Source organism: Psychrobium sp. 1_MG-2023 (assembly GCF_030689115.1).
GTDB lineage: Bacteria > Pseudomonadota > Gammaproteobacteria > Enterobacterales > Psychrobiaceae > Psychrobium.
Window position 1 is genome coordinate 121,820 of record NZ_JAUYVJ010000002.1, and the last position, 22,694, is coordinate 144,513.

Below are 22,694 nucleotides of genomic sequence, written 5' to 3' on the forward strand. Positions count from 1 at the left end.
ATAATCAATAAAAGCAAGAAATGATCCACAAAATGAAACTCAACCCAAAAAGCCAAACAAAATTAATGTTTGGCTTATATTTCAAGTAAATAGATTTTTAAAATTTTAACTACGCGGGTAAAGGAATACCCATATCACGTATTTTCGCCAATTTATACCTTAAGGTACGAGGACTGATACCCAGCTTTTCTGCTACAGCTTTACGTGATCCGTTACATGCAGCAAGCGTATCAATTATGATCTGATTCTCTTGTTGCTTTAATTCATTGCCCAATAACGGTTCGCTGACACTTGCTTCATTAATCTGTACTGACTGCACCTCTTGGACAGGCTCCATTGAAAACGACTCAAGAATAAGGTCATCGGTTGTGATCTCTTCCTCACTGCATAAAATCAATGAACGTTGTATAACATTATCCAACTCTCGAACATTTCCAGGCCACTGATGACGTTGTAGCATCAATTTAGCATCTGTAGAAAAAGCGGGAGGCTGGCCCAGGCCGCTATAATGCTTGGCTAATAAATGTTCTGCCAGTGGTAGAATATCCCCACTACGTTGCGATAGCTGCGGCCACGTTAATGGAAATACGTTAAGCCGGTAATATAAATCCTCGCGAAACTCTTTATCATTCACTGCTTGGCGTAAGTCACGGTTTGATGTTGCCAGCACTCGAACATCGAGTTTAATGGTTTTGCGTGAACCTAAACGCTCAACTTCTTTCTCTTGTAATACACGAAGCAACTTCGCTTGCAGGCTGATATCCATCTCTGTGATTTCATCGAGTAAAATTGTTCCTCCTTGAGCCTGCTCAAATTTGCCAGGACAGGCTTGTAGAGCCCCAGTAAATGCCCCTTTTTCATAACCAAATAAGGTAGACTCAAGCATGTTTTCAGGAATTGCTGCACAATTTATCGCTACGAACGGCTTATCACTTCGTCTTGATTGATTATGAATATACTGACTTAACACTTCCTTACCTGATCCAGAGGGTCCATTGATCATCACCGATGCATCGCTTTGCGCAACTTTCTTAGCCAGCTCTAATAATTTAATCGATTTCTCATCGCCAACAACAGGATCATTAACATCGAGTTCTGGCACTGGCATGTAGCGGCTGACTAAATTTAATAAGACTTCTGGTGCAAACGGCTTCGCCATATAATCTGCAGCACCCTCACGCATCGCACTCACAGCATCATCAATGTTGGCATAAGCTGTCATTAATAGCATCGGTAAATCTGGCCACTTTGCTTTGATACTGCGAAGCAGAGATAGCCCTGACATACCACCCATTTGAACATCCGAAACAACTAAAGCAACCTTGGTTGTTTTTAAGGTTAATAACGCTTCTTCACCACTTTCACATTCGACACACTCATAGCCACCTAACATTAGTGTATCAACTAAGGCTTCTCTTAAGCCTGCGTCATCTTCTACGACTAAAATTTTATTACTTGTCATGAGTTAACTCCCCATCGCATGTTTAATCACTACAGCGGCTTCACGCTGAAGTGGAAGTATTAATGAAAAACACGAACCTTGCCCCTGCTTAGATACTAAGTTTAATTTGCCATTGTGAGACTTAGCTACAGACTGAACTACTGCTAGCCCTAATCCCGTTCCCTGACTTTTTGTGGTAAAAAACGGTTCGAATATTTTTTGTTGTTGGGCTAACGAGACCCCTGGTCCATTATCAATAAGTGAAATTTCAACTTCATTGTCACCAAAGCGTCTGGCGATCAAATGCAGCAACAAGCCTTGAGGCTTAGCTTGAATCGCATTATGTATTAGGTTAGTAACAGCACCACTGAGTGCCGTGCGGTTACCTAATATCAATAAATCTGGATCGGGTAATGTCACCATCATCTTAGCTTTATGTTGTTGCATCATCGCTTCGCTAGAGGCATCAACTTCCGTTAATAGTTCTTGCAAAGATAGTTCTGTGGCTATTTGACCATTATCGCTACGAGCAAACATCAACATATCGTTTACTTGCTGCTCTAAATCTTTCAATCGTGCTAAAAGCTTGTCGTGAAAATGAGTTTTAGCATGATCGGGCATCGCTTTGTTTTTCAGGTTTGCGGCATAAAGCATCGCTGCTGAAAGCGGTGTTCTTACTTGATGTGCAAGTGACGCAACCATTTTCCCTAACGCTGATAAACGCTGCATGTGTGCCATGTTATTTTGCATTTGACGTGTTTCAGTTAAATCAGTGAGCAAAATCAATTGACCGTCTTCTGGCTCTAATGACGAAATCGCAATTTTAAGTCGGCGACCATCTTTTAATGACACCTCATGACCATCATCGGCACGCGGCTGAAACGCCTCATTAATCACATTGAACCAGCGCTGACCAATCACTTCTTGACCGAGAAAGCTCACCGCCATCTTATTTGCTTCTGAAACCAGACCATTGCCATCTAGAATAATTACCCCTGATGGTAGAATATCGACTAAATGTGCCAAACGATTTTGTGACACTTGTGCGCCGATGTGTTGATTGTTTGGTGAGTTTAGTGCCATAACAGCCTCGTCAAATATTTGTCTTAAAAACTAATACAACGAGAAATGCAGTTAATGTGCCAACTTTATTTTAATTATATATCAATCAGTTAGGAAGGGTAATTTGATGTACTTTGCTGTTATTTCCAATATAATTGATATCAACGAGAGGTTTCGTCTAAGAGACTGCAGGAACTGTGATTTGAAAGAAGCGACACAGGTTGCTTAAAATACTTTAATTGAGGACCTATATGCAGTGCCTCTTTATAAATGGGAGAACTTAGCGATAGCAATGCTTAAATGGCAAGCTATTGTCACCCTGACTCTGTAAAATTCAGGGCGACACTCTGGTCTATTAACCGTCTTTAGACATACCGTATTTACGCATTTTCTCAACAAGGGTTGTTCTGCGCATGCCAAGTACTTCAGCCGCACGCGAGACAACATAATCTTGTTGCTCTAACGCTTGGCCAATTAAATCAATCTCCAGCTCAGATAACATCTCTTTGAGGTTAACACCTTCCGCAGGAAGCTCAGTAAGAAGCGTCTTTTCAGGGATTTCAATTTCTTCTTCACCGCTGAAAATTGCAGCAAAGGCATCTTGCTCTTGTTGCTCTTCAGGATAGTCAGGTTGAAACTCAGGAACATCTAAATGGCGATATTTAGCCGGTAAATCGTTAACATCAATCAAGTTATTCGGGTAAAGAATGACTAAACGCTCAACTAAGTTACTCAACTCACGCACGTTACCTAACCAATCATGCATCATCAATGATTCCATACAGCGCTGAGTGAAACGAATTGATGTATTGTAGGCTGTCTCCATGCGTGTGACTAATTCTTGAAGTAACAGGGGAATATCACCTTTACGTTCACGCAGTGCAGGCATATCAATCGGGAATACATTCAAGCGATAGAATAAATCCTCGCGGAACTTACCTTCTTTAATACGCGTTTCAAGATGTTGATGAGTTGCAGCAACAATACGAACATCACAATTTAAGGTCTTATTGCCACCAACTCGTTCAAATGTTCGCTCTTGCAAGACACGTAATAATTTAACTTGCATCGGTTGGGGCATATCTCCAATTTCATCAAGAAATAAAGTACCACCCTGCGCAAGTTCAAAGCGCCCTTTTCGGGCTGTAAATGCACCAGTGAAAGCCCCCTTCTCATGACCGAACAATTCACTTTCTAAAAGCTCTGGCGGGATAGCACCACAGTTTACTGGAATAAACGGCCCTTCCCGACGTTTAGAATAATAGTGAACATTACGAGCAACAACTTCTTTACCTGTACCGGACTCACCAAGTACCAGAACATTAGCATCAGTTGTTGCGACTTGTTCAATTAAAACACGTACATCTTGAATATTTTCACTGCGACCCACTAAACTGCGAAACAACATCGATGAAGATCCTGCATTAACAGTGCTGCCAGGTCGCTTATTGCAAAAGTCTTGACAGTTATGAAGCTCTTGAGTGAGCTGAGCATAGCTAAAAGGAAAATCAATACAACCGATCAAGTTCGGTATTTGTTCAATAAAGGCTTTGTCGCAATCACCGACAATCAACATTGCCTGAGTGGCATGTTGAGCAAAAAAGTCAGCGCTGAGGTCGACTAATTCACCATCATAGATCACACTACGAAAGTTACCCTGCTGTTTGATGCGTTCAGTAACCTCACGAAGTTGCGTTACTTGTTCAACAGATTCACCAATAAATTCTAAAATTGTGACCAATTTTTCTAATCGTTGAGCATTATCGCTACAAATTAGAATAGAGTCAGAAACTTGCATCTTAAACAACTACCTTTTCATATAATGACTTAAACACATTAAATATTAAAAATAACTTAATAAAACAAAGTCATTTACTAGTTTTATTTATATAGGTTATTCTAACTGGCAATACAAAAAATTAGCAACAGTCAATTTATTGACTTTTTGATGTCGATTAATAATTTTATTAAACTATATTTAATATATGGCATATTACTTGCCTTTAAAAAGGTATAGTTAACACTAAAGCTATTTAAATTACCGTCGATAACATTATTAGTAACTTAAAATAAATACTCTAAACAGTCAGTTACTATCGACAGTAAACGCTAATTAAGAATCAATGAAAGTCATTGATTTAAATATAATACGTAGGATTAAGTATGACTCGATTATCAATAAAAAAGTATCGCCAAGCCAGTGTAAATACGAAAGCTGAAGAGAGTCCGTATCAATTAGTCTTGGAGATATTCAAACAAGTCCTTGGCAATATTGCTGCTGCAAAAGGTGCCATCGCACAAAATGATATTGAAAAACGCAACGAATTACTCAACAAAGCCATCACCCTCATCGGTGTTTTAGACGGTTCTCTTGATTTCGATCAAGGGGGAGATATCTCAAACAACCTTGCTTCGCTTTATGAGTATGTGATTCAACTTTTATTTAAAGCCAATGCTAACAACAGTGATGCGGAATTAGATGAAGCGATTCAATTACTATTGCCACTACGTTCAGCATGGGAACAGATCCCAACTGAAGAACAGAACAAAGTCGACTTTAGTGAGTAACCTTTAAGTTGATTTATGATAATAAGTATCGGTGACCTCATATGATACAAAGATCACTAGACGTAATCATTGAACTATCACAGCAACTCCTTGCTGTGATAGAAACCGTAGCGAGCAATGAAGCTACTAACGACACTCTAGAACAGCTAACAATTCTATCTAACGCAAGAGATAAAGCGATAAAAACACTCTTCAATGAATACAGTCATGAAGAGTTAGCACCAAATCAAGAACGATTACAAAAAATAGCCGACATTGACCAACAGCTACAACAAACTTCTCAATCGACCAAAGCTCAAATGGCACAACAAGTTATTAAGCAAAAAAAGAATACCAAAGCGGCGAGTGCTTATTTAAAATAGGCAACTTCAAAAGACATCGGAATCACTTATGGACTCAACCTTAGCGTTAATTGGCCGTAGCTCATCATTATTTGACCAAGATCTAGACACCATTGAACAAACTTTACTGTCGGGGGTTTCATCTTCTCGCTTTTTAGTTCTTGGCGCAGCTGGGACCATTGGTCAGGCCGTAGTTAAAGAGATTTTTAAACGCCAACCAAAGAAATTGCATGCGGTTGATCTTAGCGAAAATAACTTAACAGAATTAGTTAGAGATCTACGCAGTACAATAGGCTACATCGATGGCGAGTTCAAAGCACTAACCTTAGATATTGGCTCAGCAGAGTATGACGCTTTTATTAACAGTGACGGTCAATATGACTATGTTTTAAACCTTTCAGCGCTTAAGCATGTTCGAAGTGAAAAAGATCCCTACACCCTAATGCGTATGGTTAAGGTCAATATTTTAAATACCGAAAAGACCCTCAATCAATCTATTAATGCGGGAGTTAAAAAGTACTTTTGCGTGTCAACAGATAAAGCAGCAAACCCTGTCAATATGATGGGGGCCTCTAAGTCGATTATGGAGCAATTTCTAAATAGAGCGAGCAGCTCAATCAACATATCAACGGCACGTTTTGCTAACGTAGCGTTTTCAGATGGTTCCCTGTTACATAGCTTTAATCAACGAATGCAAAAGCGACAACCAATAGTCGCACCAGATGACGTCAAGCGGTACTTTGTTACACAGCAGGAATCAGGACAGCTTTGTTTGCTCTCCTGTATACTAGGTAACAACCGAGAAATATTTTTTCCTAAATTAACCCCCGACCTTCATTTACAAACGTTTTCTCATATTGCAAAGCAATATGTACTTGCACAAGGTTTCAACCCTCACTTATGCCACACAGAAGATGAAGCAAGAGAACTAGTAACACCATTAATCAAGCGAGGTGAGTGGCCGTGCTTATTCACTCCTAGCGACACTACTGGTGAAAAAGATTTTGAAGAGTTTTATACTGAATCAGAACTATTAGACATGACACGATTCACTGGGGTCGGCATAATTAAACAGGATCAGCAAAAACGATCTGAAAAGTTAGAGAGTTTCACGCAAGGTATTGAAAAATTACTCAGCCAAGGTCATTGGAACAAGCAACAGATTGTCGACTTATTCAAGCAGCTATTGCCGGATTTTGAACACCATGAGCTAGGCAAATACTTAGACGGGAAAATGTAGTGAACGATAAAATCATTAGCTTTATTCAAGGGCTTTATCAGACAAATCAGCCTATACCACTGCATGCCCCAATCTTTAATGGTAATGAACAAAAATATGTCGCTGAAACTATTGAGAGTACATTCGTGTCGAGTGTGGGTCGGTACGTCTCACAATTTGAAGATAAAATAAGCCAATATACCCAAGCTAATTGCGCCGTAGCCACAAACAGTGGCAGCGCTGCCCTTCATACTGCGCTCTACCTTGCTGGTGTTACTACAAATGACCTAGTTATCACTCAAGCACTCACCTTTGTAGCCACGTGTAATTGTATTGCTCAATTGGGGGCGCAACCTCTATTTATTGATGTTTCCAAAACCAGTCTTAGCCTATGTCCTGAAGCATTAGAGACTTACCTGACTGACAACGCCTTCATTGACGGTAAAGGTCAATGCATACACTCTAAGACCAAACAAAAAATAAAAGCTATTGTACCAATGCATTCCTTTGGTCACCCCGCATTACTCGACGAACTCACCCAAGTTTGCACACAGTGGAATTTAACTTTAATTGAAGATGCTGCTGAAAGTTTAGGCTCATTTTATAAAGGCAAACATACTGGCACACTCGGAGACTTTGCTGCTTTAAGCTTTAATGGGAATAAAGTTATTACCACAGGCGGAGGCGGCATGTTGTTGACTAAAAGCTCAGAGACCGGCCATCGAGGGAAGCATATTACTACAACAGCGAAAACACCTCACCCTTATGAATTCTTTCATGATGAGTTAGGTTTCAATTATCGCATGCCAAACTTAAATGCCGCGTTAGGCTGTGCCCAACTTGAACAGCTCCCGACTATACTCGCAAGCAAAAGGCGAATAGCAGAACAATACCAAAACTTTTTTAGCGATAGTGACTTCCAGTTTGTCGCCGAGCCTGACTACGCACACTCCAATTACTGGTTAAACGCCATAATTTGTCCAAATAAAAAAGTGAGAGATAGTCTGTTGCAACAAACGAACGGGGCCAACATCATGACTAGGCCCGTTTGGCAACTGATGCATAAGTTGCCGATGTATAAATCAGCGCTACGTGATAACCTTAAAAACTCACTTTGGCTCGAACAATGCTTGGTTAATTTACCGAGCTCGGTAAAATAAAATACATACCAATTTAAACACCTACTAAATTATGAAAAGAAATATAACAGTTTTCACTGGCACCCGAGCTGAATACGGTATTTTATATTGGTTATTAAAAGACCTTAAAAAATCTGATTTTTGTAACCTACAGTTACTTGTCTCGGGCACACACCTATCCCAACAACATGGTTCAACTATTAACGAAATCATCAATGACGGTTTTCATATTGATGAAACAGTGGAGATGATATCAGCAACAGATGACACAGCATCAATAGTAAAAAGCATGGGAGTCGCCTTAGTCGGTTTTTCACAATCACTAACGAGGCTATCGCCAAATCTCATCATCATTTTAGGTGATAGGTATGAAGCATTAGCAATAGCTCAAAGTGCAATGTTAATGAAAATACCTATTGCTCATCTCCACGGGGGGGAATTAACTGAAGGAGCCTTGGATGATAATATTCGCCATGCTATTACCAAAATGAGTACCCTCCATTTTACAGCAAACCAAGAGTATGCTCGACGTGTAATTCAGTTAGGAGAAGCCCCTCAAAGAGTGCATTGCGTTGGCGCACTGAGCCTAGAACACCTGCATAGAGAGAAAGTAATGGATAAAGAAAAGTTAATCGAATCGATTAGTTTTCCATTAAATAAACCTTTTTTATTGGTTACCTACCACGCAGTAACTCTAGCAAATGAGTGCCCTCAAACAACAACTAAAGCATTATTAGAAGCATTAGAACAATTTAGTCAATACCAAGTAATTTTGACTTACCCTAATGCCGATAGCGGGGGGTTAAAAATTATCAAATTGCTAGAACAGTATAAAAATGCAAATGAAGAGCGAGTTTTCCTCATAAAGTCTTTAGGTCAAAAACGGTACTTCTCTGCAGCAAAGCATGCCTCTGCCGTTATAGGTAACTCCTCAAGCGGAATAATAGAAGTTCCATCTTTAGAGACTCCCACAGTCAATATAGGTAGCCGCCAAAAAAGTCGTTTAGCCAGCTCTTCTGTTTTACACTGTAAGGCCGATAAAGATTCTATAGTTAACGCCATTACCCAAGTTCTTTCACCAAGCTTTAAGAGTAAAATATCCAGAACAACGAATCCATATGGGCAAGGCGATACCAGTCAAAAGATCATAGACGCACTAAAAGAGTTCAACTTCTCGCCCCAAAAAGCATTCTACGATCAAAAGGAGTAGAGCAAGTATCATGACAAAGGTATACATAATTGCTGAAGCTGGAGTAAACCATAATGGTGACGAAGCCCTTGCCTATCAACTGATAGATAAAGCAGTTGATGCTGGAGCAGACGCTGTAAAATTTCAAACTTTCAAAGCTGAAGATATTGCATCACACGAAGCTAAGAAAGCAACTTATCAAATTGATAGCAATCAACCAGAACAAACACAATTTGAAATGTTAAAAGCATTAGAGCTTTCTCACTCCTTACACTTTAAGTTAAAAGAATATGCTCAAGATGTAGGCATTGATTTTCTTTCAACAGCCTTTGACTTAACCAGTTTAAATTTTCTTGTTCATCAGCTAAAAGTCGACAGATTAAAAATACCATCAGGTGAAATAACTAACTTGCCTTTTATATTAGCTCATGCACAAACAGGATTAGATGTCATATTATCCACTGGTATGGCAACGTTATCAGAGATAGAACAAGCGTTAAGCACTTTAGCATTTGGCTTATTGAATAAGGGCCAAAAACCAAAGAGCCAGATGTGCTTCAATCAAGCCTATTTATCCCCACAAGGTCAGAAATTATTAAAAGATAAAGTTACGATTCTCCATTGCACTAGCGAATACCCTACCCCAATTGAGCATGTCAATTTAAATGCATTAGATCTAATGCGACAAAAATTCACCTCAAAGCTAGGGTACTCTGACCACACTCAAGGTATTTACGTTTCACTAGCCGCCGTAGCGAAAGGGGCAACGATAATCGAAAAACACTTTACGCTTGATAAAACACTGCCAGGGCCAGATCATAAAGCCTCTTTGTCACCACAAGAATTAAAACAAATGATTTCAGGAGTAAGGCAAGTTGAACACAGTCTAGGACAAGCGATTAAACAGCCCTCTATAGGTGAACAAGAAACTAAGATAATTGCACGAAAGAGTTTGGCATTAAAAGTGTCTGTAAGAAAAGGGGAAGAGCTAACAGAAGAAAACCTGACAACTCTTCGACCAAGCACCGGTATTTGTCCGAGTCTGTATTGGCAATACTTAGGAACAAACGCTAAACAAAATTATCAACCCGGGGACTTACTTCATGAGTAAACCACTGGTAATAATCGGTGCCGGTGGTCACGCAAAAGTTCTAATGGATATTTTATCTCGGCAAGGGCGAAAGGTAATAGCTTATGCAGCGCCGGAACAAGCAACATATAACACAATGTTTACTCAACTATCTTGGCTAAGAAGAGATAAAGAAATACTAAAATATTCGACAGATGAAATTCAATTAGTTAACGCTATTGGCTCAATGCCATATCAATTATTACGCAGCAAATTATTTGATATGTTTAAGCAGCATGGTTATGAATTTGCTAGCATAGTTTGTGAAAGCGCTTTAATATCCCCATCTGTAAAACTCGGCGAAGGCGTCCAGATTTTATCACGGGCAGTCATTAATGCAGACACAACCATAGCAGCCAATTGCATTATAAATACAGGGACAATAATTGAACATGACTGCCAAATAGGTCGGCATAATCACTGTGCTCCATCCGCGACTCTTTGTGGAGGTGTTACTACAGCCGACTTCGTCCACGTAGGTACCGGGGCAAATATCATTGAGCAATTGTCCATAGGGGAAGGTTCTATAATAGGTGCTGGTACTACAATTACTCAACATGTAGAAAAGAATACAATCGTCTATTCAGCTAAAAATCACCTTAAAAAAAGAGAGTAAAACGATGTCATCAGTTTGGGAAAGTGTGCTAATTCCACCGTCCATTACAATCAAAGAAGCGCTTCGGGTGATTGACACTCAAGCGCTTCGAATTGCTATTGTGGTCAATGATGAAAAACTCATTCTAGGAGTCGTTTATGATGGCGATATTCGCCGAGGGATATTAGCTGGAGTAGCCCTAACGGACCCTGTAACTGAAATCATGAATTCTAACCCTCTAACTGCTGACATTAAAACTCCAAAAATTCAATTATTTGAATTAATGCAAGAACATTCAATTTTTTCAATTCCTCTTGTAACAAACGGTAAAGTAGTTGGGCTTGAGACATTACATGAGAACTTAAATAGGCCGAAACATGATAACCCCGTCCTAATAATGGCAGGAGGTTTTGGCACCCGTTTAGAGAAGTTAACCGCAAACTGTCCCAAACCTATGTTAAAAGTGGGGGACAGACCCATGCTTGAAAATATTATTCTTGGGTTCATTAAAGCGGGATTTAACAATTTTTATATCTCAACTCACTTCTTACCAGAAAAAATAAAAGGCTATTTTAATAGTGGAGAAAAGTGGAATATTAACATCCAATATATTCATGAAAACTCCCCCTTAGGAACCGCTGGTGCATTAGGAATGCTTCCGAAGGAAAAAATCCAACGTCCGTTAATCTTAATTAACGGTGATATATTAACAAAAATAGACTTTAATAAACTTCTTGAATTCCATGAGGAACAACAGTCAGAAGCAACTATGTGCGTGAGAGATTATGACTATCAAGTTCCTTTTGGTGTTGTAGAAGGTGAAGGTACCGAAATAACAACTATTATAGAAAAACCAATTCATCGGTTCTTTATTAATGCCGGAATTTACGTCATTAACCCAAGTATCTTACATAGTTTAAAACCAAATACTCCTATGGATATACCTTCCTTATTTAAAAAGTTAATAGGACAAAACAAACGCGTTTTAAAATTTCCAATCCATGAATATTGGCTCGATATTGGCCAGTTACCAGATTATTCAAAAGCACAAATAGACATTCAAACATTGGAGTTAAATAATGAAACCTAATGTGCTTGCTGTTATTCCTGCAAGAGCAGGTAGCAAGCGTCTTCCAAAAAAAAACACTTTACCCTTAAATGGACGACCTTTGATTGAATGGACTATCGAAGCAGCTAAATCAGCAGCTTACCTAGACTCTGTTATTGTTAGTACGGATTGTCATTTAATCGCCAATCTAGCAAGGCAATCAGGGATAAAGGTTCCATTTATTAGGCCTGAATATTTAAGCCATGACACCGCTTCAAGTGTTGACGTAGCAATACATGCGATAGAACAATGTAAAGAATATTCACCTGAGTGGCTCATTTTACTACAACCAACATCACCTCTGAGAACAGCAGAACATATTGACCAAGCATTAAAAAAAGCAATTGAAAGAGAAGCGGATGCGATAGTCTCTGTCTGCCCAGTAGAGCACCCTCCCCAATGGACAGGTGTGTTGGGAGATAACGATTCAATGAGTCAATTTTTTAACTCAACAACTGATGCAACTAAGCAAAGTCAGCAATTAGCATCACATTACCGCTTAAATGGCGCTATTTATATCATTAGAGTAAAAACATTATTAAAATATCGAACTTTTCACCCTCCTGGCAAAGTTTTTGCTTTTAAAATGCCATGCTCAGCATCAGTTGATATTGACACTAAACATGACTTCGAATTTGCCCAATTTCTAATGCAGGCAAGAAAAGAACACAATTAATAATGAATTATATTAAAACTTAATCAAGGTTTTTAAATGACAATTAAACAACACGATTTACGCGCTTTATATAACCTTCCAGAAAAAATCGTTTTCTGTAAAGAATGTACAATATCAAATCAACGTCCCCGAATTACTTTTGACCAGAATGGGGTATGTAGCGCTTGTAATTTTGCCAAATACAAGAGAAATAAAATCGACTGGAACCTTCGTGAACAAGAATTGAGAGAGCTTTGTGATAAGCACCGTAAAAACGACGGCTCTTACGATGTCATTGTACCTGTCAGTGGTGGTAAAGACGGTGGTTTTGTAGCACACATGCTCAAATATAAATACGGAATGAATCCATTAACTGTAACTTGGTCACCTAGCTTATATACTGATATTGGAAGGAAGAATCTTGACAACTTTATTCGTATGGGTGGCTTCGATAATGTGCTTGGTTCTGTTAATGGTAGGGTCCACCGTGAATTAAGTCGATTATCATTCCTGCATATGGGGGATAACTTTCAACCATTTATTTATGGCCAAACAAACTTCCCACTAAAAATGGCAGTACAACACAACGTTTCACTAATTATGTATGGTGAAAATGGCGAAGTTGAATATGGTGGTAATATGAAAAACGCCCACCGCCCTACTCGCGATATTGAAGATCATGACTCTCATTATTTTTCAGGAAAACCACCTGAATTTTGGGAAGAGCACGGTATAAAAAATAAAGATATTTACCCTTATTTACCCCCTAAATATGACAAAATAGTTGAAAACAAAACTGAAATTCACTTTATGGGATATTACCATTTTTGGGATCCCCAAGAAAATTTCTATTATTGTACAGAACATAATGGCTTTGAGATTAACCCAGAACGTTCAGAAGGCACCTATTCAAAATATGCTAGTTTAGATGATAAAACCGACTGGTTACACTATCACCTAGCCTTTATAAAGTTTGGCATTGGACGTGCAACAAGTGATACCGCACATGAGATTCGCGATCACAAAATTACCCGCGAAGAAGGTATAGCTTTGGTCAAGAAATATGATAGTGAACAACCGAAAAAGCACTTTAAAGAAACACTAGATTATTTAAATGTAAGTGAAGAGCAGTATCATGAAATCATTGATAGCTGGCGCTCACCACACATTTGGAAGAAAGAAAACGGTCAATGGGTGTTAAAAAACGCCATTTGGTACAAATAAACTAAGGTAAACCATGATAAAACAACCTAAAGCAGTCGACTTAGCCGCGTTTAGTGCGGGCTTAAAGCGCCCTCTACCGGCTAAGTATGGCCTACCTGAAGAAATAAAGTTTTGTACACGATGCGTAGAGTCAAACCAACGACCTAGTACAACCATTGAATATAAACATAAAGCAGATTCAAAAAAGCAAACAATCCAATTTGATGATGAAGGTGTATGTTCTGCTTGTCGTGTTGCAGAGCAAAAAGAGCAACTGATAGATTGGCAAGAACGCGAACGGGAGTTACGTGAGCTATGCGATAAGTATCGCCGCAATGATGGCCGTTACGACTGCATTGTGCCAGGTTCAGGCGGTAAAGATAGTATTCTTGTAGCCCATGAGCTCAAATATAAATATGGAATGCACCCCCTAACTGTCACTTGGGCACCACACCTATATACTGATTGGGGGCGAAAGAATTTTGACGCTTGGATAAATTCTGGTCAAGATAATATCTTAATCACCCCTAACGGTAAGGTTCACCGCCTCTTAACTAGACTGGCAATCGACAACCTCTTTCATCCTTTTCAACCATTCATTTTTGGTCAAAAATCTGCAGCACCAAAGCTTGCTGCTGCAATGGGGATACCACTAGTCTTTTATGGCGAGCACGAAGCTGAGTATGGCTCACCCGTTGAAAATGATGATATGAGTCAGCAAGACAGTAAGTTCTTTTCAGGCGTATCTATCGATGATATCTTTATTTCTGGGGTGGCGGCAAAACAACTGATAACAGATTTTGCGATTGATCCTTCAGAACTTCAGCCTTATTTGCCAGCAGATCCTGAACGCCTATATCAAAATAAAACTACAGTTCGTTATTTTGGCTACTACAGGAAATGGCACCCGCAAGGGGCGTATTATTATGCTGTCGAAAACTCTGATTTTGAAGCATCACCAGAGCGCTCTGCGGGAACCTACAGTAAATATAGCAGTATCGATGATAAAGTTGACGATCTACATTATTACACTACCGGCATAAAATTTGGCCGTGGCCGGGCAACAGAAGATGCAGCACAAGAAATTAGATCTGGCGAGATATCGCGAGAAGAAGGCTGTGCATTAGTCAAACGTTTTGATTTAGAATGGCCAGGACGCTTCGAAAGAGAATTATTTTCATACTTAACCATTAATCCAAAAGAATTCCCTGCAGCCAGCAAAATGTTCGAACAACCAGTAATGGATCGAATATATTTTGATACACTTGCCGACAACTTTAGATCCCCACATTTGTGGCAGTATAAAGATGGTCAATGGCAATTAAGAAAAACTGTTTGGCAACCATAAACAATAAAAAGAAAAAGAAAATGTCACTAAAAAATACAGCAACTTGGTGGAAAACGTGGAATGAAGTAAATCAATTAACTTCAAATCGAGAAGTGGTTTTATACGGCCGTTCTGAAGACTGGATTCCTAAGACGTTAAAGAAGCTTCGAAACAAGCCAAGCTACATTATTGATAGAAACCCTAAATATATCGATACGGATTATAAAGGTCTTAGTGTTTACTTACCTGAGAGGCTACTATCAATAAAAAGTGCTCTGCCTTTTGTTGTGATTACTTCAGGGGTCTATGAGGGGATTGTTGAGATACTGATCAACAATGGCTTTCAACCAGGCATTGATTTTTGTTGCTGCCCTGAATATCGTGATTTTCAATTACTTGAAGATATGCGTAATTATACTCAACAATTAATCGTTAGCTGCTCAGATTACAATGATAAAGACAAATCACGGTACAGCAAGGCTGGCGGTGGTATCTTTCTGTATCACATAGGTCCAAACACCTACGAAAAGAAAATATCAGGCTCGTTTAGACAAATAGTAAAAGTAAAGAATCTTTTTTATGCCATAGAATATGTGGCTTGTGAATTATTTATCTTCGATAGCGATTTCAATATTATTGAGACAAAACCTTTAGATGACGCTAACTACTGCGGCCTAGAGTACAGTGAAAAGCACGACTTGCTGATTTTAATCAATGCTGGAAAAGACACTATTTCACTATATGATCGAGAGACGTTTACACTTCAACTGCGTCGATTTTTCTCAGCGAAATCCGAAAGTGGTGAAACAAGTTTGCATCACTTAAATGACGTATGTTGTTATGACGATCAGTTATACGTGTCATATTTCTCCCATTCAGGTAACTGGAAAAAAGGTATCTACGATGGCGGAGTTAGTGAGTTTAACCTCTTAGATATAGAGCAGCCCCCTGTTAGATTAGTAAGAGATTTATGGAAACCTCACAGCCCGAAAATAATAAATGGAGACCTATGCTATCTAGACTCCATGCGAGGTCGGTTCTACACTACAAACCAAGTAATTGCAGGGGAGTTTCATGGCTTTGCTCGTGGCTTAGCAAGCGATGATAATTTCTTTTATATTGGATTAAGCGAAGATATGTATATGAGCCGACGATTTGGCACGACAAATAATATTATGCTTAACGCTGGTTTCTACTTGTTCGACAAAGAAACTAAAGCAAGTCGTTTTTATCCTATGTTAGATAATATGAACATTCATGATTTACACGTACTAAGTAAGCCCGAAATCAATGCGTAATATTAGAATCATTGCTAGGTTAGACATAAAGTCCCCTAACCTAGTAAAAGGCATTCAATTGGAAGGCCTGAGAAAACTTGGTGACCCTAATGATTTTGCTAGGCAATACTATTTACAAGGTATAGATGAAATAATCTACGAAGACATTGTTGCCAGTTTATATGAAAGAAATAGTATTTTAGAGTTAATTAGCAAAACCTCAGATGATATTTTTGTTCCAATTACCGTTGGTGGAGGACTGAGAACTATCGAAGACGTTACTGCAGCCCTTCGAGCTGGAGCTGATAAGGTGTCGATTAACACCGCAGCACTAAAATCACCACAACTTATCAGTGACGTTGCAAATAAGTTTGGCAGCCAATGTATGGTGTTAGCGATTCAAGCGAAACGAATAGATAACGGATGGGAAGCCTACCATGACAATGGCCGTGAAAAAACAGGAATTGATGTGATTGCATGGGCTAAACAAGGACAAGAATTGGGTGCTGGTGAAATCCTATTAACTTCTGTAGATAAAGAAGGAACCAAGAAAGGTTTTGATATTGAATTAATTAAAGCAGTCAGTGAAGCTGTTTCTATTCCGGTAATAGCCCATGGCGGAATGGGCTGTCTCGATGATTGCTCTGACGCAGTAATCGATGGAGGCGCTGATTCAATTGCGCTATCGAATTTACTCCATTATGAAAAAGTCACTGTCGATGAAATTAGAGAGCACTGCAACAATAAAAACATCCCTGTCCGAAGTAAGAGTCTGAGGGGTGCATCATGACTCGACCAACAGTAACAATCATAGACTATGGATTGGGTAACATCAAAAGTGTACAGCAGGCTTTTGAACATATTGGAGCACAGGTTAATTTATCTTCCTGCCCAGAAGAAATTAAATCTGCACAATATCTGGTGTTACCCGGTGTCGGTGCTTTCAAACAAGGGATGTCCGCTCTTATACAACTAGAGTTAATCCCTGCCATAAAAGAGTATGCTCAGTCAGGAAAGCCTCTCATGGGTATCTGCCTTGGTATGCAAATGTTACTTGATAAAAGCTTTGAACATGGAGAACATGAAGGACTAGGTTTAATTTCTGGCACAGTGAAAGCGATAGATAGGCATTCGCCAAATGGTGAACTAATAAGAAAAATTCCTCATATAGGCTGGAATGCAATATCACCTGCTTCCAAATGGCAAAAGTCGATATTAGCCCCGATAGAACAAGGTAGTTTTTTCTATTTTGTTCATTCCTTTAGAGCTGAAGTAGCCAATACAGAGCACCTGCTTGCTACTTGTGAGTATGAAGGCTTAACAATTCCAGCAGCTATAAAACACAACAACGTTATCGGGCTGCAATTTCACCCAGAAAAGAGTGCAGTAGATGGCTTAGCTATCCTAAACACTTTTATTAATCAGTAATTCTTAAAATTAGTAGCTTAAGCACCAGAACTTTACTGGTGCTCATAAGCTTGAATACATATCAATAATACAAGAATTTTTGCACTAAAGGCTTGTAATTCAAATAGTCAGTGTAATGGTTCAACCTAATAAACCCCTTATGAATACTAACTTGCCTTATGTAAGTTGGATGAAGTAACATTCGCAATAACGTAAAGTCGCCTACCTCTTCTATTTGAACTTTTTTCGCTACCAATTTACCACCATCATATAGGGTTAAGCCAAGGACCAGCTCACTTAATTGAGCATATGTTTTAGCAACTTCATCAGCTAATTGACTTTGCTCCTGTAGTAACTTCGTTATTGTTAAATTAATAGATAAAGGAACAGGAAACCTCTCTAAAATAGTCAATATCTGCCGAGTAAATTCATTGTATTTCGAGCCTATCGTGTAACACAAAACCGTTATAATAGAGCTTGTTATGGCACTAGCTGGTAATTCAAAAAACTGCTGAGAAAATTCATGATATCGAGTCGTCAATTCTGCCACATCATGCCAACAATCAAGTTGCTCTCGTTCTTCAAGCTCAAAACTCAGAGCTGCTCTTAACATTGAAATCACAATTAATTCATGGAGTACTTCAGGAGGTATTCGCTTACATATCTGCATCATATTAGTTGAAGCAACATGAGGTGAAAAGTACCCCAGCCCCTCATAGGCAAGTAAATTCTCTGTAACGTCAGGCAGTTGTTTTAAGCTAGCGTGCAAATCTTCACTATGGACTAACTCATTTGATAAGTTTTTCAGCAGCCCTTCATAAACTGACAATAAGTCTTGTTGTACTTTTTGCATCTTATGAGCGCTCCTTTTTATTCACTAGGTGAATTCGTTCCGTAATAAAACAAAGCATTTCCTGAAAATAGGAAACAAACAAACTAAGAGCTTGATTTATATATATCAGCCTATCCCTTACCAAAGGTATCCGAAATACATTACTCGTAATTGTCGCTTGTAACGAATTAAGGCTGCCACCTAACAACTTGGAGCAAACAGCATTCCCTTCATCCATTTGTTTTGTTATTGCGATATGGTTGAGGTAGAAAAACTCCCATAACGCCTTTTCACTTTGCACCGCTGCCTCAACACGATCTTCTTTAGTAAGGTATGCGACCATATCACCAGTAATCTTATTATTCGCTTGGACTTGTGTAACCACCTCTTGCCAGTTGAAATCACTAAACAGTGAATCAGCTAAAAACCATTCAACATAGCTCTTGCGATCAAAGGGCTCAATGGTTTGTACTTCTGATACAAACATAGGTTCCGCCCCATTTATCTTGATCCCATCAGAGCAATTAATAACACGAGAATTCGGACAAGAGTCGATGAGTGATTCTAGAGATGCTCTTGACCAATCAAATACTTCATCCGTACGGATAGTTCCACCAAAATTTGCTTCTCTACTTCTATCGCCAGGAACCTCTTCGCGATTAAAGGTTCGCTTAAAGTCACTGTCATTGTAAGCTGTTGCTTTAGAGTGATGATAAGCTTTATCCTTAAAGCCTAAATCGACACCAAAGAGGTAAATATTTTCAGCACCTAAGTAACAAGACAAAGCCATTGCGCCATTTGCAACAGTCGGATTACAAGCCATCAACTCAACAAGCTCTACATTTTTTGCTAATTGTTTAAACAACTCTCCACCCGCATCAAAAGGCTTTAAGTAAAGCAACGAGTGATTAAAGCGAGAAAGTACTTTATCCGATAAAGTATGACAACCAACGAGAGTGATATCTTTTACAAAATCATCATCCTTAATCTGATCTAACCAATCAACAATATGCTCAGTCCGCTCAATTTCAATATGAAAATCAGGTTTTATTCCATGATTATAAAGTGCGCGTAATGAGGTACCACAAGAAATAACCAACGCTTGCTCTCGATGTTGCTTAATACACTCAAAACTTTGATCTAGTGATGGGCCAGATGCACAAATAAAAATGTTCTTGGCAACCTTTAAGTAATCATCATGGTGACGTACCCTTAAAAACGTTCTTTTCTTCTTGGCACTAATAATACTATTGCGAATAGACTGAATATCATCTTCACAAAAGCCATACCCAGAGTACAAAATAGAATTGTTATCTTCTAACTGCTCAATTAAAGCAACACTACTCTCACTTTCATAGTGACGATATATGGGAAGAGATGCTAACCGATGGAAACCTCTAAATTCGGCAACACGTCTAATCGCGGCCAAATAATGCTTCATTGTCTGTCCGACAACTAGGCTTATACCTCGATTATTTACCGAAAACTGCTCAAATAACCACTCATAGTCAATTGTATGGAGTGAAGCGTAGAAAAAATCTCTGTTGGGCTCATATATCACTATCATTTCCGTATTAGAATTAGCCAATGACTCAAGGTGATAGCCTAAACCGATACCAGTAACACAAACAAGAGGGTAGCTCTCAACAGGTTCCCAATCTTTTCCTTGCTGAGGTGTTACGTATGGTTTTGCAAGCTGTTGTAGCGAATCCATATAATTAGGGTGAATATGTTCATGCATTGCATTTTCATAACTGGCACCGTCATAGCTATCAATATTATAAACGAAACTAAATGGCTTTTTCATAAACTGAGCCATATGTTCTTGAGAAACTTCTTTTGGATCCCCTTGGTAAACAAATTGCCCATTACCAGCAATGTTTAAATAGCCATCGGCATCCATTTCCAGGGCCCATTGTTCTGGTTGATAATTAACAAACTCATTAAAGAGTTCAGAGTTTTTACGTTGAAAAAAGGCGAGATTTTTGTGGAAGGTAAGTTGTAATACCGTTCTTAACAACTCAAGATTTTGTTCGCTCATTGCGCAACCTTATTCAAAGGAAATTTGACACTTTAACCTATAAAGCAATAATTACACCAATACCCTGTTTTAGCTATTAATATCTACACAAAAAACAAAAAACCGCTCAATAAATTGAACGGCTCTATGTGTGCGTGGTATTTTTAATCAGAATTAGCTGGTTTTCTTAACCACCCCAGGCATGTTGTCTAACTGCCCCATTAAATAACTCGAGGTAGAGTTCATATTGGCCACCAGCATATCCATAGCGTTGTATTGTGATAATAAACGTGCTTCGTAATTTTCCATTTTACGATTAAATGCAGTCATATCGTCTTCAAGTTTATCTAGTTGCGTTTCATACCCATTAATGCGTGAATCGATTAACCCACCAGACTCAGTGTAATTAGCAATTAATGTATCGGTTGAAGCTGCAAAGCCAGGCGTTGAATCATCACCAACAAAAAACTGTTGAACCGCACTCGGATCTTCAGCAATCACTTTATTTAAAATGGTGGAGTCTAATGACAAGACACCATATTGGTCTGACTCGACACCAAGTTGTGCCAAAGAAAGCGTATTGCCACTACCACTGTCAAAGGATTGGCTTAGCATATTTCTTAATTTTCCCGTGATCCCACGTAACATAGAGTCACCCGCTAACGGACCACCACCGGCCTCTCCCGCTTGACCAAGTTCTTTAGCCACCTTGTAATATTCGTTATAGCTTTTAACAAAGGCCCCAAGTTCTTTCGCGACTAACGCATTATCTTCACTGACCGACACTTTAGAGTTGCCATCATCGACATCTTGTGCCTTTTTAGCGGTCAAGGTAATGCCATCAATGGCATTTTCAAAGGTGTCTGTTGCATTAGTTAGGGTAATTTGGCCATCAATGGTTATAGAAGAGTCAAGTGCTGCATTGGTTTCAATAAGGTTTGACTCGACCAAAGGATCGCCACTACGACTTGCCGGATCGATATAAGTTAATAAGTCATTTAAACGACTACTAGGATCAAGTGGTGTAGTGCCATCACTTTGTGTCGCTGTAATTGAAAGCTTGTTGTCGAGTCCGGTATTATTGGATGTCATGACTAAGCTTTGTTGGCCGCCGCTATCGGTAATAATAGTCGCAGTCACATCTTCATTGTCAGTAGACTCGTTAATTTTATCTCTGATGTCACTTAAAGTATCAGTGGCACTAATATCTAAGGTGAAGCCAGTAGGGTCATCAGGGGTCGAAAATGTCAGCTTTCCCTCACCCACAGCAAGCGTTTCATCGAACGGGGTCGACATGACTTTATGTGCTTGAGCCAAATTATTAACTTTTATATCATAGCTACCGACCTGAGCCGTTTTGTCCGACTCAATCTTAACAAAGTCATCACTGCCGGATGCTTTTCTTAATTGGTAATTTTCAGCATCTTTAAGTTTATCGAGTGAGTCGGCTAATGAAGACAACGATGCCTTTAATGAACCGTTTGCAGAAATGTTAGTAGTTAACTTGGAACCTTGTTTATTGATACGCTGTTGAAAAGGGACACGCTCAGCTTCAACAAATGCTGATACAAGATCTTGTACAGGCATACCAGAGCCAATACCTGTAAATGAAATACCTGACATAACTCACCTCTTCACACTAGTAGTATCAAACACTACTTTTATTACCACGTAACTTTTTGTCGCCAATTAGCACTTCCACCAATTTACAATGGGATGGCTAAGCCTTCACATTAACAAATGTACCTGCCGCATCCGATAAACTAGCCACTAAATCTAGCACTTCTTCTGAAGGATACTGACGGACCGTTTCACCAGAGTTTTTATCAATGACTTTTATCACATCACGGCCTGAATCTTCATCAACACTAAACTCTAAGCCTCGATTTAAAGAACCAACAAAATCTTGCAGTTTTTGCGCCATCGCTTCGAGTTGGTCTTTTTGAAGTGCTGGTTGCTCTTCGCTTACCGACGCTGATTTGTTGTTCGAAGTAATATCCTCAGCGAGCTTAGCTTGTTCCAATTGGGAAACATTTAATTTACTAGCTTGGACCGCATCTCTTTGTTGATAGGCTGAATTCGTCGCTTGTTGATTATTGCTAACGCCTGAGCTATCAGGAGTGCTCAACGATAATTCAATACTCATAACTTACTCCCATTTAAATCTAATCACCTTCACTGT

21 protein-coding genes are annotated in these 22,694 nt (G+C 39.1%); 14 read left to right on the forward strand and 7 right to left on the reverse strand.

Annotation, left to right across the window (positions count from 1 at the left end):
- Positions 1 to 109: 109 nt before the first annotated feature.
- The 3 genes from Q8W26_RS01615 to Q8W26_RS01625 all read right to left on the reverse strand — a co-directional run bounded on the left by Q8W26_RS01615 (position 110) and on the right by Q8W26_RS01625 (position 4,301).
- On the reverse strand, positions 110 to 1,462 hold the full coding sequence (locus Q8W26_RS01615; RefSeq protein WP_101213042.1) for a sigma-54 dependent transcriptional regulator: 1,353 nt from the start codon (positions 1,460 to 1,462) through the stop codon (positions 110 to 112).
- A gap of 3 nt (positions 1,463 to 1,465) precedes the next feature.
- Positions 1,466 to 2,524, reverse strand: coding sequence for a PAS domain-containing sensor histidine kinase (locus Q8W26_RS01620; protein ID WP_101213041.1), 1,059 nt, complete (start codon positions 2,522 to 2,524; stop codon positions 1,466 to 1,468).
- A 334-nt stretch (positions 2,525 to 2,858) separates the two neighbouring features.
- Positions 2,859 to 4,301, reverse strand: coding sequence for a sigma-54 dependent transcriptional regulator (locus tag Q8W26_RS01625; protein WP_101213040.1), 1,443 nt, complete (start codon positions 4,299 to 4,301; stop codon positions 2,859 to 2,861).
- 365 nt (positions 4,302 to 4,666) lie between these two features.
- Between Q8W26_RS01625 and fliS the strand changes: the two genes are divergently transcribed.
- Genes fliS through hisH form a run of 14 tightly spaced genes read left to right on the forward strand, consistent with a single transcriptional unit; the run spans position 4,667 to position 17,681 of the window.
- The gene (gene fliS, locus Q8W26_RS01630; protein ID WP_101213039.1) at positions 4,667 to 5,071 is read left to right on the forward strand and encodes a flagellar export chaperone FliS; all 405 of its coding nucleotides are present in this window, start codon (positions 4,667 to 4,669) and stop codon (positions 5,069 to 5,071) included.
- A 41-nt stretch (positions 5,072 to 5,112) separates the two neighbouring features.
- A complete protein-coding gene (locus tag Q8W26_RS01635) occupies positions 5,113 to 5,433 on the forward strand; it encodes a hypothetical protein (RefSeq protein WP_101213038.1) in 321 nt (106 codons plus the stop codon).
- A gap of 28 nt (positions 5,434 to 5,461) precedes the next feature.
- Positions 5,462 to 6,652 carry a UDP-N-acetylglucosamine 4,6-dehydratase gene (locus Q8W26_RS01640; RefSeq protein WP_101213037.1) on the forward strand — a complete coding sequence of 397 codons (1,191 nt, stop codon included), beginning with the start codon at positions 5,462 to 5,464 and terminating at the stop codon, positions 6,650 to 6,652.
- Complete coding sequence (locus Q8W26_RS01645; protein ID WP_101213036.1) at positions 6,652 to 7,791, forward strand: LegC family aminotransferase; 1,140 nt, start codon at positions 6,652 to 6,654, stop codon at positions 7,789 to 7,791. The genes Q8W26_RS01640 and Q8W26_RS01645 overlap by 1 nt, the downstream gene beginning before the upstream one ends.
- A 31-nt stretch (positions 7,792 to 7,822) precedes the next feature.
- On the forward strand, positions 7,823 to 8,980 hold the full coding sequence (gene neuC, locus Q8W26_RS01650) for a UDP-N-acetylglucosamine 2-epimerase (RefSeq protein ID WP_101213035.1): 1,158 nt from the start codon (positions 7,823 to 7,825) through the stop codon (positions 8,978 to 8,980).
- Between the two features lie 10 nt (positions 8,981 to 8,990).
- Positions 8,991 to 10,070 (forward strand): N-acetylneuraminate synthase, encoded by a 1,080-nt coding sequence (neuB, locus tag Q8W26_RS01655; protein ID WP_101213034.1) that lies wholly within the window; start codon positions 8,991 to 8,993, stop codon positions 10,068 to 10,070.
- Entirely contained in the window at positions 10,063 to 10,704 is a 642-nt protein-coding gene (locus Q8W26_RS01660) for an acetyltransferase (RefSeq protein WP_101213033.1), read from the forward strand. The genes neuB and Q8W26_RS01660 overlap by 8 nt, the downstream gene beginning before the upstream one ends.
- 4 nt (positions 10,705 to 10,708) lie before the next feature.
- Complete coding sequence (locus tag Q8W26_RS01665) at positions 10,709 to 11,773, forward strand: nucleotidyltransferase family protein (RefSeq protein WP_101213032.1); 1,065 nt, start codon at positions 10,709 to 10,711, stop codon at positions 11,771 to 11,773.
- Complete coding sequence (locus Q8W26_RS01670; protein ID WP_101213031.1) at positions 11,763 to 12,467, forward strand: cytidylyltransferase domain-containing protein; 705 nt, start codon at positions 11,763 to 11,765, stop codon at positions 12,465 to 12,467. Before Q8W26_RS01665 ends, Q8W26_RS01670 begins: the two co-directional genes overlap by 11 nt.
- A 36-nt stretch (positions 12,468 to 12,503) precedes the next feature.
- Entirely contained in the window at positions 12,504 to 13,670 is a 1,167-nt protein-coding gene (locus Q8W26_RS01675) for an N-acetyl sugar amidotransferase (protein ID WP_305472021.1), read from the forward strand.
- Between the two features lie 13 nt (positions 13,671 to 13,683).
- Positions 13,684 to 14,997: an N-acetyl sugar amidotransferase gene (locus Q8W26_RS01680; protein ID WP_101213030.1), complete on the forward strand. Its 1,314-nt coding sequence runs from the start codon at positions 13,684 to 13,686 to the stop codon at positions 14,995 to 14,997.
- Between the two features lie 20 nt (positions 14,998 to 15,017).
- Complete coding sequence (locus tag Q8W26_RS01685; RefSeq protein ID WP_101213149.1) at positions 15,018 to 16,274, forward strand: DUF4915 domain-containing protein; 1,257 nt, start codon at positions 15,018 to 15,020, stop codon at positions 16,272 to 16,274.
- The gene (gene hisF / locus Q8W26_RS01690; RefSeq protein WP_101213029.1) at positions 16,267 to 17,043 is read left to right on the forward strand and encodes an imidazole glycerol phosphate synthase subunit HisF; all 777 of its coding nucleotides are present in this window, start codon (positions 16,267 to 16,269) and stop codon (positions 17,041 to 17,043) included. Before Q8W26_RS01685 ends, hisF begins: the two co-directional genes overlap by 8 nt.
- Entirely contained in the window at positions 17,040 to 17,681 is a 642-nt protein-coding gene (gene hisH / locus Q8W26_RS01695; protein ID WP_101213028.1) for an imidazole glycerol phosphate synthase subunit HisH, read from the forward strand. The genes hisF and hisH overlap by 4 nt, the downstream gene beginning before the upstream one ends.
- 61 nt (positions 17,682 to 17,742) lie before the next feature.
- Here the strand turns inward: hisH and Q8W26_RS01700 are convergent, their stop codons facing one another.
- The 4 genes from Q8W26_RS01700 to Q8W26_RS01715 form a co-directional block, all read right to left on the reverse strand.
- A complete protein-coding gene (locus tag Q8W26_RS01700; protein WP_101213027.1) occupies positions 17,743 to 18,513 on the reverse strand; it encodes a hypothetical protein in 771 nt (256 codons plus the stop codon).
- Position 18,514: 1 nt separating this feature from the next.
- Complete coding sequence (locus tag Q8W26_RS01705) at positions 18,515 to 20,533, reverse strand: 6-hydroxymethylpterin diphosphokinase MptE-like protein (RefSeq protein ID WP_101213026.1); 2,019 nt, start codon at positions 20,531 to 20,533, stop codon at positions 18,515 to 18,517.
- Between the two features lie 153 nt (positions 20,534 to 20,686).
- Complete coding sequence (gene fliD / locus Q8W26_RS01710; protein WP_305472025.1) at positions 20,687 to 22,135, reverse strand: flagellar filament capping protein FliD; 1,449 nt, start codon at positions 22,133 to 22,135, stop codon at positions 20,687 to 20,689.
- Between the two features lie 97 nt (positions 22,136 to 22,232).
- Positions 22,233 to 22,658, reverse strand: a complete 426-nt coding sequence (locus Q8W26_RS01715; RefSeq protein ID WP_101213024.1) for a flagellar protein FlaG — start codon at positions 22,656 to 22,658, stop codon at positions 22,233 to 22,235.
- Positions 22,659 to 22,694: the final 36 nt, after the last annotated feature.